Genomic DNA, 17295 nt, shown 5'->3' with positions numbered 1-17295 from the left:
GGACCTGATCAACCAATTGCAACTAACAAAACTGCAGCTGGTCGTCAAGAAAACCGTCGTGTTGAGTTTACTTTATATTAATCCAATTATCATCAATCATGAAAAAATTTTTAGCAACAGTAATTATTGCGGCAACTACGGTGTTTGCTGCAAATGCACAAATCCAAAAAGGTAACGTATTGGTAGGTGGAAATCTAAGCAATATCAACTTGGGACTAGATGACCCTAAAATCTTCAGCGTGGATATTACACCGAAAGCTGCATGGTTTATACAGGACAACGTAGCACTGGGCGCCTATGTAAACTTTGGTTTGGAAACAGCCAAAAATTCCAACACCACTACCAGTTATGGCGTTGGTGCGTTGGGACGGTATTATGCAGGCAAAGACACTGAAGTGCTACGTCACGGCCGTTTCTTTGCTGAAGCAACCGCAGGCATAGGTGGTGTAAATGTGAGTAAAGGTGGTGGTAACACCAACGGTATTAACTTAAGTGTAGGACCAGGATTTGCTTATTTCGTAACTCCCAATATCGGTTTGGAAACATTACTTAAGTATAACGGACTGGTAGGTTTCGGTAGTGCTACAACACAAAGTAATCTTAATCTGTCTTTCGGCTTCCAGATCTATTTACCAGGTCAACGAACTGCAAACAAAGTTAAAGGCGATATTAAATAAGCGGCCGAAAACTAAAAATGCTGTTACCCAAAAGTAACAGCATTTTTTTTTCAGATTATTTAAGGGCAGTTAAGCGGTTTGTGACATTCCCGCATTCCGGTACGAGGCAAACAAATCAATAATCTAAAACAATTAAAAATGGATATTAAATTTGCGCAAAAACCATTCTACGTAAAAACGATGTGCGTACTGGTAAGTCTGATTGCTGTTGGCTATCTGGTGATCATAGCTAAGGAAATTTTATCACCACTCATATTTTCCTGTTTGTTTTCCATCCTGCTATTGCCTATGGCATCTTTCTTCGAATACCGGTTAAAGTTACCAAGAAGCGCCGCCTCAATGCTATCGGTAATCCTGATGTTAGGTGCAATTGGACTTGTACTTTACGTGATAGGCTCGCAGCTAACTGACCTTGCAAATGACTGGCCCCAGTTCCGTGCCCAGCTCAACATTACTGGTCAGAATCTGCAAAAGTGGATAGATAACCGTTTTCATATTGACGCGGCTAAACAGCTCAACTATGTGCATTCAGCAACCAGCAAAGCCCTGGCTTCCAGCACCACTGTTGTTGGCGCTACGGTACTATCGCTTTCCTCTATTTTGCTGTTTCTGGTATTTACCTTTATCTATACTTTCTTCTTTTTACTGTACCGCACCCTGATCATGAAATTTCTTGTATCAGTATTTTTAGAAGAAAATAAAAAAATGGTATATGATATTATTGAACAGGTGCAGTACATCATCCGGAAATACATCATTGGATTGCTTATTGAAATGGCAATAGTGGCAACCGTTGTAAGCATTGTATTCTGGTTTTTGGGAATTAAATACGCTATACTTTTAGGTCTTATTACAGGCATACTTAATATCATACCTTATATCGGGATATTTGTGGCACTTATACTAAGTACACTCATCACATTTGCTACGGCAACGATACTTTCGAAAGTCATCTTGGTAATTGTAACCCTCATTATCGTTCATTTAATTGACAGCAACGTCATATTGCCACTGGTAGTGGGTTCGAAAGTTCGGATCAACGCACTTATCACGGTACTGGGCGTAATAATCGGTGAAATGGTCTGGGGAATATCCGGTATGTTTTTATCTATCCCGGTAATTGCCGTGCTGAAAATAATATTCGATCGCGTAGAAAGCATGAAACCATGGGGAATCATTCTGGGCGATGAGGAAAAAAAGCAAAATAGACTTGCGAAGAAACTTAGCCCAAAGAAAAAACTGGTGACTGAATAATATACAACTATTTATGCTCAATGGGAATTATAGCATTCAGGAATCAAATTATTTGCAACGCTAAAAACATATAAAATTCCACGTTGTTTATAAGATATCATTTACTTAAAATAATAATAAAATGGATAAGTTAGAATTAAAAGGAAAGTGGAACGAGCTTAAAGGTAAAGTAAAGCAAGTATATGGTGATCTTACTGACGATGATTTGAAACATGAAGAAGGTAAAGATGATGAGTTGTATGGAAGGCTCCAGACTAAAACCGGGAAAACCAGAGAAGAAGTGGTAGATTGGTTAAAATCATTATAGAATACAATATCAGTTTAAGGCCCTTTTCTAAAAAGAAAAGGGCTTTTTATTTACATTAATTTAGAACTTGAAAATTAAACTATTTTCAAATTGGTTGAGTTACCAATAATCGTCACATAAATCCCCATCCTGCGTAGTCAGTTAAAATCGTTTTTTGCTATAAAATTACTTGGTCAAACCCGGATTAAGGTGACTTTGTTAATAATCTTAAAACTATTTACCTGGGCTGATGTTAAAAATTCGAAAAAGATGTTTTATTCGAAAGCAAAAGTGATGTTCACAGGAAGTTCAGAACATTTGAACCTGAGGGTATTAGCTCACGAAGGGTATGAAGTCACCGATGGAGGAGCTAATATTTATGGATGTCTAGTGTTTTGGCTAACAATGGATCATGCAGACGAACGCCTGGTTGTAAACTTGTAGAAGCAATTGCTAATTAAAATGCATCAGAATCAAATAGTTAAGTGAAAATATTTCACTTATATTTTAAAGCTTTTATGGGGAAAATTTTTGTTTTAGAAGACGATAAAGACATTAGAGAAGTAGTTACGAGGATGCTTGAATCTGAAAATTATACGGTCGTTTCCTTTGCAAACGTACACGATTTCATGCAGCGCGATATGAAAGAAATACCAGATCTATTTATCCTTGATGTAATGCTACCAGACGGTTCAGGACTGGATGTTTGCGGAAGGTTAAAGGAAGAAAGTAGTTTAGCAAATGCCCCTATTATCATTATGAGTGCTCATGCCAGTGTTGAAGAAGTTAAAAATGGGTGCGGTGCTGAAAGTTTTATTCAAAAGCCGTTTGACATGGATTTTTTTCTAGGCAAAGTACGTTCGCAAATCGAAAATTCTGCTTAATCGTTTGAAAGGTAAGGGTAAATACCCTTGCATCACTTTGGATTAGCCCTGCCAGCTGTAGCATCTAGCGCAGGAGTTTATTCCGTGTGGGGTTCTCAGCAACGTTAGAGGGACGATTATCGAGATATTTTTTAGTTAGAACATAACCAACTGTGGCAAAAGAGGCAAAAACCAGGTGAGCCGGTATACGCTGTAGGTAGAATCTTTTATAATCCATAAAAGGTGTAAAGGGATGAAGCTTGAATGTTGTTTTCCAGATGCCAATTCCAACTGCGCTACTGGCCAGCCCTAATAGAATGGCTGAGCCGACCGAAGGTTTTAGCAGCTTTTTTTCCCACAACATCACATATATTAAAGAAAAAGCCATTCCCAGTGCGTAATGACCCGCCCATCCAATTAAAGTTTTTGTTTCGCTTGACAGGGTTGGCAGAAGTCTGCCAACGAGTCTGCGCAAATGTTTAGGTTCACGAAAATCCTGTTCCCCGAGCGACATTAGTGCACTCGATAAGGTCATCACTGTTGTACCCGCTATAGTGGCACCAACTGTTTTGATTAGATAATTTCTCATATAATATATATTTAAAATTTAATAATTAACCCTGACTTCAAATATTTGCCTGATTGAAAAAAGTTACGCCTTCATTTACATCGTGATGATATTTTACTGATCATTTAATAAGGTAAAAATAGAACATTGCTTTTACGATCTGACTCATTGCCCGTTTACCGGTAACCCAATCCGCTATACTTTCCCGATCAATTCCGGTATCGAATGCTATTTGTTTTATTCTGATTCCTTTTTCCTTCATCTTATTTTCGATCCACGGCACATTTACCAATTGTGCGGGCGAAGGAAGCTTTGTCTCGGCAGATACCACTATCTCATATCCAGGCATCTGTTTTTTAAAAAGATCCTGCGTGCGTTTCAATAATGTCGCCTCGCTTGCATATTTACCTGATGAGGTCTCATTTTGTACTGTCGAAACCTGAATGGTAGTATCGTCAACGGCTGTTATTGAAAATTCAATATTTGACTGTTCTTTATGCCTGAGCGCTCCCGCTTCAAGTTTATCCAATTGTTTACTTCCAATGTGACTTTTTAATAGATTGATATGTTGTATAATGTTCATGTTAACCATAGAACAGTTTGGTTTAGGGTAAGTTCTGTTAAAATGATGATAAACTAACTACGCAGCTTTGCTTAGGGAGGAATGGTCTTCTTTGATTAGTAGCCTTATTGATAAAGCTTTTGCTCCAAAGTAAAATATGCAGTTCTACCCCCGATGGTTTCTGATTTAATCAGCTTTCCTGTGGGCGACCTTTCAATCTTAGACCCGTGAATTTTCATGAAATCGCGCAGCTCTCCGCGAAGCTCATCTTTGTTTTCTTTTTTGATATCTCTAATGGCTTCGCTTAATACCTCTGTAATGGTTGCCAATAGTTGCTTTGCCACATTCTCTGGAATCGATTTCGCTATTGAAAATGGGGAGATACGCGCTGCCCAAAGAATTTCATCAGCATAAGAATTGCCGATGCCGCGGATGGCTTTCTGATCCATGAGCACTTCCTTAATCTTCTTTGATCTTTTTGACAGCAGAGTGAGAAAGTCGCCCTCGCTGATCTCCAGTGCATCTGGCACCTTATTTTCTGCAGGATTTAATGTCGGGGTAGCCTGCTTCAGCGTATCAATTACCGCAAATGTATTTTTGCCGGTGAAATGAAAAATTAATATGGAATGTTTAGGAGTCTCATCATCTTCATGGATTTCTCTCAACTCTCCCCGCAGCATCAGATGTAAGCCCAGGATATTGCTTTTTCCAAAATGAAATTGTAAAGTTTTCCCTACACGTGCCACTTTCTCCAATTTTTGTCCTTCCAGCTTGCTTTTTAGCTCAGCAGATGACACATTAATCTTTTTAGCTACAACTACGTCAAGCTTTTCTAATTTTTTACCTTTAAACTTATGGTTTAGGGTACTGGCAAATACGGTAAGATCGGGTAGTTCGGCCATGACTTTTTTTATACGCTTAAATATTTTTTGATTTCCCTTATGGAGTTGCCATTGAGCGCTATTGCACCTTTAAGTGAGTTTACATCGATTTGAAATTGCGCTGCCCAGTAGGCTAAATCCTTTGGGTCATCCGCATTGATTTCACGATGTTCCGACTCATCATCGAAAGGCTCCAATGTATCAGCATCATCTTCAATAGGGTATCTTTCTCTGATCTCATCTGGATCTGGCACTTCACCCATGTTTTGATTTTGGTTCTCTTCCATATGTTTAAAACAGTTTGGCTCAGGTTAAGTTCTGTAAATCGACGACCATTAGTAATAAAATCCGGATCAGCCATATGGATATACTTTTCCAATTAATAATAACCATCAACTACGTAAATTACCGCATCAAAACGCGTAGTTATCCCATAAACTATCCTGCAAGAGATCATGTTATCAAAAAAGTTAACTGATCTAATATGAAAACAAAATTACTGCTATCGATTACCTTGCTCTCTGCGTTTTTTTCAAATGTAAGCGCACAGAGAGGATTGCCCCCAAAGCAGGGCACCAAAACCATAATGGTTACCAATTATCCTCAACACCTTGATTTTCTCCCGGAAATGGTAAACCTATTGAAAGTTCCCGACGGATGGCACGTTGATGCAGCAGCAGTAGGCTTGGGGCGGCCAAGGATGCTCTATCCCGGGCCAAAGGGCAGCTTGTACGTTACCCGCCGTGACGGTGGTGATGTATTGATGCTGATCGATAAGGATGGCGACGATAAATTCGATGAAATCAAGACCGTGCTTTCTGATTTTAAAGGCGTTCACGGGATTACGATGAAAGACAACTATCTCTATTTATGTAACAACACTCAGCTGCGAAGATATCCGCTAAAGCCCGACGGCACACTTGGCGCAATGGAATTGTTGATCAGCGATTTGCCCAATGGTGGACAGCACCCTAACCGTACGATGACTTTTGGCCCCGACGGAATGCTGTATCTATCGGTTGGAACCTTATGTAACGATTGTAAGGAAACTGATAAGGAAGCAGGAACCATGCTGCAGATTGATCCTAAAACGTGGAAACGCACCATATTTGCCAGTGGCTTGAGGAATACAATTGGATTTGATTTCCATCCCAAAACAGGTGAAATGTGGGGCGTAGACAATGGTGGGGATGGAAAAGGAAGTACCTGGCCACCTGAAGAGGTTAACCGCATTGTTAAAGGCGGAAACTATGGATTTCCTTTTGCGTATGGAAAACAGGAAGTAGATCAAAGCCGTGAGGATCCTGCCGGTGATATAAAAGAAGCAGTGGTGAAAACAACGGTGCCCTCCGTTCTTGAACTAACGGCTCACATGGCGCCTATCGCCTTCGTGTTTTTTAAGGACCAGACCAATATTCCCGCCGGATATAACGGTGATGGCCTTGTGGCCTGGCATGGTTCATGGAATGCCAAAAAAGCAGTAGGTTTCAAAGTACAGCGTATAAGATTCAACAACGGCACCGCTGTAGGTGCGGAGGATTTTTTGACGGGGTTTTTAAAGGGCAACAATCGCTTTGGCAGACCTGCTGGCATAACCATTACCCCGGAGGGCGTAATCTATGTTTCGGATGATGCAAATGGAGTGATCTACTCAATCAAACAAAACAAACAATAACATGAAAAAACATCACTATATAGCCATCGCAGCGTTGTTGGTTACAGGCTGCAGGGTAATTCAACCAAACCCTTCCGAACGTATTAATTTTACCGCAGAAGACACCTATCCGGAGGGGGTGGCTTTTGATAAGCAAAGAAACCTTTATTACGTTTCTTCGGCAAGGCTGGGCACAATCGGAAAGGTATCTCCTGCTGGAATTTATTCTACCCTGTATACCGACAACAGCCTTAAATCTTCTTACGGAATGAAAGTGCACCCTGATGGGAAAAGGCTGTACGTTTGTGTAGGGGATGCGAATTACAGTAAATTTACTTCTCCGGACACGAGAGCAAAAATGGCACGTTTGTTAATCATTGATTTGGAGACTGGCAGGAAGCTATCTGATATCAACCTTGCCGATTTAAAGCCCGGAAAGCATTTCCCTAATGACTTGACATTTGATGTTGCAGGCAATGCTTACATCACCGATAGTTTTGCCCATGCCATATATAAAATTGATGCAGCAGCAAAAGCCACCCTGTTGGTAAGCGATGAGAAATTTGTAACTGAAGGGGTTGGCATCAATGGCATCGCATTTCACTCTGCTGGATTTCTAATTGTGGATAACAGCGCTACAGGGATGCTCTACAAGGTACCGTTAAGCAATCCAAAAAACGTAGAACTGATCAAATCTGACCAGTTCTTTCTTGGTGCAGACGGTTTGCTGTTAAATGCGCCAGACTCGTTAACGATTGTGATAAATGGTGGAAACGATAAAATATTTAAACTTTCAACGAATGATGAATGGAAGACTTCAAAACTTTCGGCGACCACCTTGATTGCAGACCGTTTTAGCTATCCAGCTACAGCAACACTCAATGGTAACCAGGTATGGGTAATGAATGCCCGCTTCAATGAGCTTGTAGATAGCAACTCGGTTCCGGCGAAACAGTTTGCTATCCAGAAAGCGGTATTCAAACCTGTTCCGAAACCTAAAGATAAATAATAAGGTCTGCTGTCCTATAAATTTTTGATGTGCTTCGAGAAGTCAGGACAGACTTTTGGAAAAATTGTATTGATAGACAGATAATCTACTGTCTATCAATACAATTTAGTGGTGGAGAATATCGGATTATCCATTCCAAATATTAATCATAATGATAATGAGACACTTGCGACAAAAGGCAACTTACTCACGGACTTGACACGGACGAATTCAAATCAAAACACGAAATTTGCGATTATGAGTACCTCCTTTACACAACCAGTCCTTAGAAAAGGTAAAGCCATTAATAAAACTGGTAAACGACTTACCAAAGCGGAAGAGGCTTTGCTGCAAGATTGGTATATTGAATATTATTTTACAGATACATCTCTTGATATAGTAAATAAACGTGTTAAATTAAGACGAGATATAAATCAAAGCGAAAGTGTAAGAGATAAAGAATCGAGAGCCCAAACAATCTTAAAATCAATAACTCAATTACTTGAAGAAGGTTACCATCCATTTAATGAAGATGCCAATGTAAAGTTGAGAAATGATGTAATTAGCATATCTATACGTGAAGCAGTGGAAGTTTACTTGCACCACCTAAATGATATTAAACTTCGTAAGAAGTCAATACAAACATATAAAAGCAAACTTAAGTACTTTGCAGATGCTTTTCCAAATCTGAAGATAAATCAAATAACAGATTTTAAGATTACTAAATTCCTTAAAGATCAACAAACTGCTAATTCGTGGAGTGAAAGGACATATAATGCAGCGCAACAAGCATTAGGTGCTTTCTTGAAACACATGGTATCATTAAAATACATTGATTTAAATCCTATCAAGTCAGTTCCAAGGTTGAAGGCTTCAACAAGTTCTGAATTGCACAAAGTATTTACAGATTCAGATCTAAAATCGATTATGGATTACCTAGCTGCAAAGGACAAGTTCTGCGAATTATTCGTGAAATCTTTATATTACACATGTATCAGACCTAAGGAATTACGCCAATTGAAGATCAGCATGATTGATTTAAATAGTGGTATAATTACGATTCCCTCAACCATCTCTAAGAATAAACAAACTGATACAGTTAAGATTACTCCTAACTTTGAAATGGTTTTGAAAGAGCATAATATTGGAACTCTCCCTTTGGATCATTATCTATTTTCCTCTGGCTCAACGGTTGGTGGCAAGGTTGCCGTTGGCGAGAATACCCCCTATTATCGCTTTATGTTATGCTTGAAACAATTAAATTTAGATAATAAAGGTTATACCCTATATAGTATTAAGCATAAATCAAATATTAATAAGTACTTAGCTAACTGGTCAGTGGCAGAGATTATGAAAGCTAATCGACATGGAAGCATAAGTCAAACTGAAACTTATCTTCGTGAACTTACTAAGTTTATTAAGATTGATCAGAAAGAGATTCCTTTCATCTGATTGTTAATTGCCCTAGTTGATCTTTCAACCAGGGCAATTATATTTTACATCATACATTCATCTGCAAAACTAAAATAATTGTGATTGGTAACGATAATGTGATCACAGACCTCTATATCCAAGAGTTTACCTCCCTCTTTTAATTTTTGTGTTAACCTTTTATCTGCCTCACTAGGTGTGAGATTTCCGCTAGGGTGGTTATGGCTGAGTATTAATTTACTGCTATTGGTTTTTAATGCCACAGCGAAGATAATTTTAGGATCAACTAATGTTCCAGATACTCCACCAACTGATATATCAACAATTCCTAAAACTCGGTTGCTTGTGTTCAGGAGAATCACTTTAAATTCTTCTAAAAGTTCAATTTTACCAATGTTCCAATGCTGCATCAATAATCGGTAGGCATCCTTTGAACTATTGATTTTTGGTCGTTCGATAATGTTGTAATTTGATTTGTAGCTTACTTCAACTTCAGCCACTTTAAATGAGGTTTGTTTCTGTACCATACTATTTAAATTAATTATGGTACGATGGCAAGCTTTAATCAATCAAGTCCAAGAAGCAAACGAATAAATAGCCTGTGTGTTGGGATTGAGCGTTTTATGCGGGAAGTTCTTGGACGCTTCAGCAGATTAAAGCTTAAATTTGTGCAATTATTAATTATAGTTAATGGTATTTCAAATATTTTAGGACAATAATTATCTATGGTATAATCACAAATAAAAAGTGTCCTGTTTTATTCTTTAAACCTTCACACAATAAATTGATGGAGTAATTTAAAAAGGGAAAAAGCTTAACTCAGGCTCGCTAATTATCTTCATTTTTTTATGTTCAAGGTTTGTAATCTCTAAGTAGGTTATATTTCCTTCTTCTATTTCATCGAACATTTTGCTCTCAAAGGCTATTAGATTCTGTTTAGAGAAAAGCCTTTTCGATTTTCCCAGAAATTTGTCCAGTTCCATTTCACTTCCAATCATGTCCTTTTTTATTAGGTTTTGTATAAGCCTGATGAAGCTCTCATAGTCATCTAACACAGTATCCAATTTACCTTCAATTATTTTATCATTGATAAAAAGATTTGTTAATAAATGGTTAACTATTTCTAATAAGAGATAAAGATGGTCTTTTTTAGGAATTTCAATTTCATGAAGTGCATCATTCCCTAGGAATCTTATCGCATGGAGTCTTTTCGATTCAGCTAAAGATAAATGACCTTTTGTATGGAGTAGATTTATTCGGTCTTCAAGATTTGCTTTTTTAATTTTTAAGTGGTTGCAAACTGCTTCAATAACTGCTCTAAAGCCACCAGCAGTTAGTAAAAAAGCATCTGCTTTCAAAGCACTTATAGTTTCCTTATAGATGTGTGAAATTTTCTCAGGTAATAGGTGAAGGTGTTGTAATGTAAAGCCAGATTGCAAGTGATAAGGATATATCTCATTATCCTCGTAATATTCAGGATCGCCCTTCTCGTTATAGTCAATCATTGAGCTATCTCCATAAGTTTTTTGAAAAGATATATGTTCGCATCCAGAACATTCGATTACCAAATACTTTTCTATCCATTGAAATGCCCCAAACCCTTCTTCCCCTGACTTTTTTATTTCGAAAACCTTTTTGTGGTTTCTTAAGCCTTTACATTTTCCGCAAAAGTATTTCTTATCCATTTCTTTGTTGTTGCTTTATTGTGCCTCTTTTGATTCCATTTAAATCAATACAGGAAACTAAATAATTATGGTATAACTATGATAAAAAACTGTCTTGTTAACCTCATTCTTCTCCTAACTCTAAGCAAATTAGTCTAAGTGCTGAATAATACTCGATGTCATTCCAAAAGTGCGCTTCCATATGATCCATTTCATCCATTACAACTTTGTTATTTGCACATTTTCTCCTTAGAGTGCCGCCAAAGAATTCGAAGTCTCTTGGATCTCTTTTGGTAGCAAGCTTTCCAATTTCATAATGATAAGTCTCTTTTAGAGGCGCTTTGTTAATGGCTTCATCGTCTGCTTTGAGAAAAACCATTTCTATTTTTGGTAAATCGGATGATTTTATTGCTTTTCTTTCTGGCTTTTCGCGAAATATGTCTTGAGCAAAGTTTTTCTTTTCATCTATGGACTCTTTTAACTCTTGAATAAACTTATTGATAAGATTTTGGTAGCGAAAATGCTCTTCTTTACGGCTATAGATTTTTAATAGCGACTCTTCATCATATAGAAAATCGGAACCGAAAATATCTTCAAAATATACACGCGTAAGCTTTAGAATATTTTGAAAATCCTTTTTCAAGAGAACCTTTTCCAAATTTGCCAACTCTCTGATATATTTATTAACAACCGTGTTTAGTTTGTCTATAATTATCGCAAAATACTTTTCGAGAAATAACCTATGCCGATCTTGGATCTCCAATATCTGGAAAGACATGATTTCAAATTTAAAATTATTGTCTTTATGGTAACGCAAATACTTTAATTCAGTTGCACTGGTTTCGTAACTAAAGAGGGTTGATGAAATAAGTTTACCATGATGTTTTCTTATAGGGTGTCCGACAATTTCATTTCTTATATCTCTGTTGATACTGTACAACGTATCTTCCTTTAAGTGCTTTTTATTATATTTCGTTTGAAACAAATTCAACATTTCTTCAACAAAATCTTACTGTACATAAAGTGCTTGCAAAAAGCTAATTGTAAATGCGAATTTTTCTTCAAATGAGGAAACTTTCGGCTTGGTAACAAATACGATGTCCACAACATCACTGAAATATCCTAAGATATCCCCGAAATAATTTGTTTCAATTGCTTCCTTTAAATTTAATTTGTCAGAACAGCATTTATACTTTAAAATGTAGTAATTCCATATATCTGATATTTGCCCTAATTGAAATTGGAATGTTTCATTCATAAAATCTTTCATGGAAACTATCGGCTATCGATTTTTTATCGATTCAATTTCGGATTGTAACTTTTTGATGGCTTCTTCATTATCATTTAATTTCTGTAAGTCAAAGTTAAATTCTTTATAAATTTCAGTATAGTAGTTTTCTTTTTTGATTTTTAGATATTTAAGTGGATTTATTGTCTGCTCAGTTATCATAAAATATATGAACGAAACTATAATTGGTATTAAACCGAGAATGAAAGTATACTGCTCCACTATATTCCATGAAAAATAGAAAATTGAGGAAATTAAAATGACATAATAAACGACAAATATTGTTCCGATTAAAATTTTTAGGATGTTATACTTCCGTCTCGCTTTTGCATCAAGGGGTTTCTGCTGCCTTTCGAGTATTGTTTTGATATTGATCTTATCCTGAAGCAAATCGTCTTTCGCTGCTAACAACTGTTTTTCCACATCTTTCTTCACGTCAAGTTCTTTCTGTAGTTTTACATTATCCTCTTGTTGTTGCTCGGACTTGACTTTTAAGTGTGCTTGTTCTTGAATGAATTTCTCTAAGTTATCTTCTGTGATTGTATTAAGTACGTCATTTACAATGTCATTTTTTATTTCTTCAGGTTTCCGAACTTGATTTCTAAGATCAATAATTCTAGCTTTTGCTTGGTCCTCAGTTAACTTTCCGCTATTATAATCTTTCTGAAGCTCGGTATATTTTTCGCCCACACTGTCATTTAAAACTTTCGATAATACAATCTGTGATTTAGTAATTATATCAAAAGTGGTTGGTAACGAATTTTTGCCAAATCCCTTATTAAGCTTAAACCAAAATTTGTTAGTTAGAAAACTTAAATGTGTCGCCAAAGGGACGAAACCCTGCTCTTTCATGAGGTCGTTCCATGCAACCTTTATTGTTGTCGAGTTGCCAGTCAGAAGTATGTAGCCGATATTTTCAAAATTTTTGGAATTCGCTTCACGTCTACGAATAGATACAAAATTTAAAAATCTTAAAAATGGTTCGGCATCTCTATCTATTTCCTTACTTACAGAATCAATTATATCTTGGCTAACAATATTGTATATATGATTATCTGCGCTAAAATATTCATTAAAGTTGTCGTGTTCAATACTGTAAGATTTCAGTAAAGTGTAGAAATCCGATTTTTTTCCTAAAACATCTCCAGCTGTTTGACATCCGTTTACAATTGAAACCATTGCTGTGATATTCGGATATGGTTTTTCATTACCTTCAATTAAGTATCTCGCTTTAGTAAAAAAACCTTCAATATCATCTTTTACTTCATCAAAATATTTTAGTTTAATAAGTTTTTTTTGAGCTTTTAAATTTATTTCGCGAACATAATTTAAAAAATCGACAGCAAGTTTCTGATAAAGTTCGCCATTAAATCCAGCGATATGGAATAAAATTTCTGTATCTATAAATATCGTTATCTCGGTTCTCCAATTTCCAAAATCATTAATATTATTATTATATTTTATACCAGTATATAGTATTACTCCTTCTCTGATTAGATTTAATTGACGCTTAAATTCAAAATCAGCTTCCTTTTTAAGGATATAAGAGGTTATGTATTCAATAAATTCATCCCCATTATTTATATCAAGTAAGAAGCAACAAAATGAATGAGAAACTTTTTCTTTTTCTTTATCTGTCAGAATTAGTTTCTTTTCATTCTCAATAAACTTGAACACATCTTCAATAATGTTTTCATTATTAGACTGAATGGTTTGTCTTTTGTCATCAAATACTTGTGTATTAATGTTTGATCTATCTGTAACTATATAACTGCCTTGCTTTTTCTCCAGATATGGAAGTCGACCAAGTGACGTTTTGACTGCTGCATCTGGTATTTCAAACTCAAAAGTGGTATTGAGTTTAGCTGTTATTTCAGCAGCACTGAAGCTGTATAAGTTATCATTTTTTATGATGTCAGCTAGAAATACGGCAATAACACCATAAACATCCTTTTCGGAATTGTATAGTTCTCTAAAAACAGCTAGTGATGCGAGCACTCTATTTTCATCTTTTAATTGAGGCATATTTTTTTTTAGTTCGTTAAAATTATAGATTAACATCTTTAAATTGAAAGTAGAAAGGCAAATAGGAATCGTCAATATCTGATGCGCTTTTTCGTTAAAATCTTTTAATCAAGGTGAGCATCTGAATAATTATTTCAAACTATCATAGAATATGATAAAATATTACCAGATTACAAATTGTAATTAGCCGTCAATCAAATAATCTGAATATGTCAGAATAAATATTTCTTTGTCTAATTCTGATAAATTAATCTGATTTCCTCAAGTACTTGCTTGGAAATTATTGAGATATCATTTTTTGATATCGGAAAGGCACTAAAATATGCTGAACAAAGATATTCGAGGGGGGTTATGCGTTTTTTAAATGCATTATATAGATCCCAATTCAAATCGGGATACTTAACCATTACCTTGCTTTGTGCCCAATGATCAATATTTACATCAACTTTACTTTCATCCCATTCGGACAATTCCAAAATCGTAGAATCTATGTCAATCATTCCACCCTGAAGTGTGTTGAGACAAAACCCAACACAGGTTCCAAATTCTGGTAATCCTTGTTTACTTGCAAAGTCCCCTGCTTGGTTATATGAAGAGCCATCCGCTATATATGAATAGGTAATACTTGAATTTTTACAAACTCTTCTGCAGTATTGAAGAAAAGATGCTATATCTGAAGCGTCATTGAAATTAAATGAATCTACTATTTTATAAATATACCAACCAGATTCATCGAAATCATTTTCAACTAATGGGGGACTGCCCCCAGGATAATGATGAAGATAATTTACAGAATTATATCTTATTAATATTCCAGCATGTTTGGGTTCATAATCCGTAGGATCGATCTGTACAGCAATAGATACGAAATTTTTAGGTAGATCGTGATCATTAAATCTTGAAAGAGAGTCGTGAATTTGCATCTATATTCGATTATTTAAACTTTCTGCTCTAAGCGTAGCGGATAAACTTTCATAACTTCTCATTAACCCTTTTAACTCTTTAGTCTTTATATATGGCTTTAATGTCATTAATACTGTCCTTAAAATTCCGCGTTCTGTAAAGGGGTTATTAAATATGTTAATCAGATATTCAATGGCTTTAATATCCCGATACTCAAGCAAAGTTTGTAGTTTATCGTAAATTGAATCATATTTACTAAGACTGTCATCCTTCACAATTGATTTATAAAAATTCTCAATGCTTAATTGCTCTTTTGAACTTAAGTAGTAATCTACTAATGTATAAGATGGTCTTTGGTTAAATTTGGTTGTTTTAATTGCAGAAATATAAATAACACTATACATGAATTGATTTATCTCCAATATTTCTTCCCGTGAACATCCAATAGTGAATTCTTCATTATTCGCCTCAATGTGAAGATTAGATATAGTCTTTCCACCTGCATCAAACAACCCCCCTTTCAAAAATACTATCTCAGATGAGTTCACATTCTTATGTCTTTTATAAGGAAAGTTCGAGCCTTTAAATACTTGTGTTAAGTCACTAGTTTTATTGTTGATTTTCCAAAATACTTCATAGTCTAGTCCATTTTTCTTTATCTTATCCTGTATTGATCGAAAGGCTTTAATTTTATTGACATCTGCTAGTTTGCCATCGATAATATCTTTGATGTCTTGACTAAATTCTTTACTATTAGTTGGAGCTATAAAATTACTTTCAACAGAACCCTCAGTAATAGACACTTTAAAGTCTGATGGATTATCATATAGATTAGCCAATGTGGTAAATGAGTCAAGGAATATTTTGAGTGACTCCACAGCCTCAATTGGAATAGAAGCTAACGAAAGCTTATTTCCCTTTGAGTCCTTTACTATTCTGATTTTTAGTTCATTAGCCATTATTGATTGATGTAGTCTTCGCGATTAGATAAGAATTTAACGTATTGTATCGTATTGATAACGAACTGCTAATGAATAATAAGAGATTGTATGTAACATAGATGAGAGTGTATGTATTCGAGTTGTAAAAATCTAAGTTATAGACTTATTTCAACAAATCAAAACCAATAATTGAAAGATTTCATAATAAAGAAACTTAAATTTCGCATTTATGCTTTTTAACTGCTTTAATACTTATTTAGGTCGTGAAGCGTATTTATTATATCTTTAAATCATATGTTTGATAGACAACCGGCACCAATTTCATACTTAGATGAAAGTATTCATATTCTAAACGTAATTAATGACAAACTCAATAATTACTTTGAAGCGCTAACTAAGTTGGCGTTATATAATGTTTCATTAGACGTAGTTAGCCCTTTACACCAATTAACCTATGAGCACGGAGTAATTTTAATAAATAGCTATTTGGACGAACTTCATAATTACTTTAATCCATCATTACCTAATCAGGTGAGTAAAGCATTTAATTCGTATTATAACTTGATCAAAAAGGAAATCCGTAGATTCTCAGATATAAAGAATTACAGGAATAACGTTTGTACTCATAATCTTCGAAATAATGACAGAAGTGTTGATTTATATGGCAACTTACAAAAGTACAAAGTACCTCAAAACGTCTCTGAATTCAAGTTTGCAAAGGATTGTATTAACTTAATGACACAAGTCGTTAATATAATTTCTCCTATTTCTTGCAGTAATGTTAAAGCAGTATTGGACGCTAGAATTCAAAATGATAAGACACCATATATTACCAGCCTGCCAAAGGATAAGTTAGAAACACTCACGTCAGACTTATTAAACAAATTACGGATTATTGAGAGAAAAAATAAGCAGTAGCATAAAGGCTCGCATAGGAATGCGAAACGTTGCGAACTAAAAAATAGTTTGAGAATTATCAGTAGCCAAGCAATGGTATTCCATTTATGATTTTATACAAGTGATCATTAAAGACAGCCTAATTGAAATGAATTAATGTTATATTTAAAACTCTGTTTTATCCTGAACTTTTAAAAGCAGTATGTCATTAGAAAGAAAGTGTTTTGAAACAAAGGTTATATCTGGCTGTAGTTATTACGACTATTGGAATTTAAGAAACAACCCATTGTATATATCATTTAGCAAGAGCAATGAACCTCATTATATTTATTTCGATGAAGTGCCATTTGAGAGTTCTATTAAAGTTTCAAATTTAACAGATATACGTGATGCGTTATATCGCAACGCTTGGG

At 35.4% G+C, this 17295-nt stretch carries 19 protein-coding genes; 9 read left to right on the top strand and 10 right to left on the bottom strand.

What is annotated here, in order from left to right; genetic code table 11:
• Nucleotides 1-98: 98 nt before the first annotated feature.
• From AC570I_RS21805 to AC570I_RS21785, 5 genes are all read left to right on the top strand, one after another.
• Nucleotides 99-677, top strand: a complete 579-nt coding sequence (locus AC570I_RS21805; RefSeq protein WP_497407183.1) for a hypothetical protein — start codon at nucleotides 99-101, stop codon at nucleotides 675-677.
• Nucleotides 678-815: 138 nt separating this feature from the next.
• The gene (locus AC570I_RS21800) at nucleotides 816-1931 is read left to right on the top strand and encodes an AI-2E family transporter (protein ID WP_497407182.1); all 1116 of its coding nucleotides are present in this window, start codon (nucleotides 816-818) and stop codon (nucleotides 1929-1931) included.
• A gap of 121 nt (nucleotides 1932-2052) precedes the next feature.
• Nucleotides 2053-2238: a CsbD family protein gene (locus tag AC570I_RS21795; RefSeq protein WP_497407181.1), complete on the top strand. Its 186-nt coding sequence runs from the start codon at nucleotides 2053-2055 to the stop codon at nucleotides 2236-2238.
• A 189-nt stretch (nucleotides 2239-2427) separates the two neighbouring features.
• Nucleotides 2428-2661, top strand: a complete 234-nt coding sequence (locus tag AC570I_RS21790; protein ID WP_497407180.1) for a hypothetical protein — start codon at nucleotides 2428-2430, stop codon at nucleotides 2659-2661.
• A gap of 41 nt (nucleotides 2662-2702) precedes the next feature.
• Nucleotides 2703-3101: a response regulator transcription factor gene (locus tag AC570I_RS21785; RefSeq protein ID WP_497407179.1), complete on the top strand. Its 399-nt coding sequence runs from the start codon at nucleotides 2703-2705 to the stop codon at nucleotides 3099-3101.
• A 64-nt stretch (nucleotides 3102-3165) separates the two neighbouring features.
• On the opposite strand, the gene AC570I_RS21780 is transcribed toward AC570I_RS21785, so the two are convergent.
• From AC570I_RS21780 to AC570I_RS21765, 4 genes are all read right to left on the bottom strand, one after another.
• Complete coding sequence (locus AC570I_RS21780) at nucleotides 3166-3669, bottom strand: hypothetical protein (protein WP_497407178.1); 504 nt, start codon at nucleotides 3667-3669, stop codon at nucleotides 3166-3168.
• A 100-nt stretch (nucleotides 3670-3769) separates the two neighbouring features.
• On the bottom strand, nucleotides 3770-4231 hold the full coding sequence (locus tag AC570I_RS21775) for a helix-turn-helix domain-containing protein (protein ID WP_497407177.1): 462 nt from the start codon (nucleotides 4229-4231) through the stop codon (nucleotides 3770-3772).
• 104 nt (nucleotides 4232-4335) lie between these two features.
• On the bottom strand, nucleotides 4336-5112 hold the full coding sequence (locus tag AC570I_RS21770; RefSeq protein ID WP_497407176.1) for a DNA-formamidopyrimidine glycosylase family protein: 777 nt from the start codon (nucleotides 5110-5112) through the stop codon (nucleotides 4336-4338).
• 8 nt (nucleotides 5113-5120) lie between these two features.
• Entirely contained in the window at nucleotides 5121-5378 is a 258-nt protein-coding gene (locus tag AC570I_RS21765; protein WP_497407175.1) for a DUF3606 domain-containing protein, read from the bottom strand.
• Nucleotides 5379-5575: 197 nt separating this feature from the next.
• On the opposite strand from AC570I_RS21765, the gene AC570I_RS21760 reads away from it, so the two are divergent.
• The 3 genes from AC570I_RS21760 to AC570I_RS21750 all read left to right on the top strand — a co-directional run bounded on the left by AC570I_RS21760 (nucleotide 5576) and on the right by AC570I_RS21750 (nucleotide 9185).
• Nucleotides 5576-6766, top strand: coding sequence for a PQQ-dependent sugar dehydrogenase (locus AC570I_RS21760; RefSeq protein WP_497407174.1), 1191 nt, complete (start codon nucleotides 5576-5578; stop codon nucleotides 6764-6766).
• Between the two features lies 1 nt (nucleotide 6767).
• Nucleotides 6768-7754 carry a gluconolaconase gene (locus tag AC570I_RS21755; protein ID WP_497407173.1) on the top strand — a complete coding sequence of 329 codons (987 nt, stop codon included), beginning with the start codon at nucleotides 6768-6770 and terminating at the stop codon, nucleotides 7752-7754.
• 111 nt (nucleotides 7755-7865) lie between these two features.
• A complete protein-coding gene (locus AC570I_RS21750) occupies nucleotides 7866-9185 on the top strand; it encodes a tyrosine-type recombinase/integrase (RefSeq protein WP_497407172.1) in 1320 nt (439 codons plus the stop codon).
• A 44-nt stretch (nucleotides 9186-9229) separates the two neighbouring features.
• Here the strand turns inward: AC570I_RS21750 and AC570I_RS21745 are convergent, their stop codons facing one another.
• The 6 genes from AC570I_RS21745 to AC570I_RS21720 form a co-directional block, all read right to left on the bottom strand.
• Nucleotides 9230-9691, bottom strand: coding sequence for a JAB domain-containing protein (locus AC570I_RS21745; protein WP_497407171.1), 462 nt, complete (start codon nucleotides 9689-9691; stop codon nucleotides 9230-9232).
• Between the two features lie 270 nt (nucleotides 9692-9961).
• Nucleotides 9962-10849: a DUF4145 domain-containing protein gene (locus AC570I_RS21740; RefSeq protein ID WP_497407170.1), complete on the bottom strand. Its 888-nt coding sequence runs from the start codon at nucleotides 10847-10849 to the stop codon at nucleotides 9962-9964.
• Between the two features lie 103 nt (nucleotides 10850-10952).
• Nucleotides 10953-11813: a hypothetical protein gene (locus AC570I_RS21735; protein ID WP_497407169.1), complete on the bottom strand. Its 861-nt coding sequence runs from the start codon at nucleotides 11811-11813 to the stop codon at nucleotides 10953-10955.
• 297 nt (nucleotides 11814-12110) lie between these two features.
• Nucleotides 12111-14141 (bottom strand): hypothetical protein, encoded by a 2031-nt coding sequence (locus AC570I_RS21730; RefSeq protein WP_497407168.1) that lies wholly within the window; start codon nucleotides 14139-14141, stop codon nucleotides 12111-12113.
• A gap of 233 nt (nucleotides 14142-14374) precedes the next feature.
• Nucleotides 14375-15064, bottom strand: coding sequence for a hypothetical protein (locus tag AC570I_RS21725; protein ID WP_497407167.1), 690 nt, complete (start codon nucleotides 15062-15064; stop codon nucleotides 14375-14377).
• A complete protein-coding gene (locus AC570I_RS21720) occupies nucleotides 15065-16003 on the bottom strand; it encodes a hypothetical protein (protein ID WP_497407166.1) in 939 nt (312 codons plus the stop codon). It abuts the gene before it with no gap.
• Nucleotides 16004-16279: 276 nt separating this feature from the next.
• On the opposite strand from AC570I_RS21720, the gene AC570I_RS21715 reads away from it, so the two are divergent.
• Nucleotides 16280-16903, top strand: a complete 624-nt coding sequence (locus AC570I_RS21715) for a hypothetical protein (protein WP_497407165.1) — start codon at nucleotides 16280-16282, stop codon at nucleotides 16901-16903.
• The last annotated feature ends 392 nt before the right edge of the window (nucleotides 16904-17295 follow it).

Source organism: Pedobacter sp. A2324 (assembly GCF_059693705.1).
Note: the sequence above shows the minus strand (reverse complement) of the source record. Positions and strands in the feature narration are given on the sequence as shown.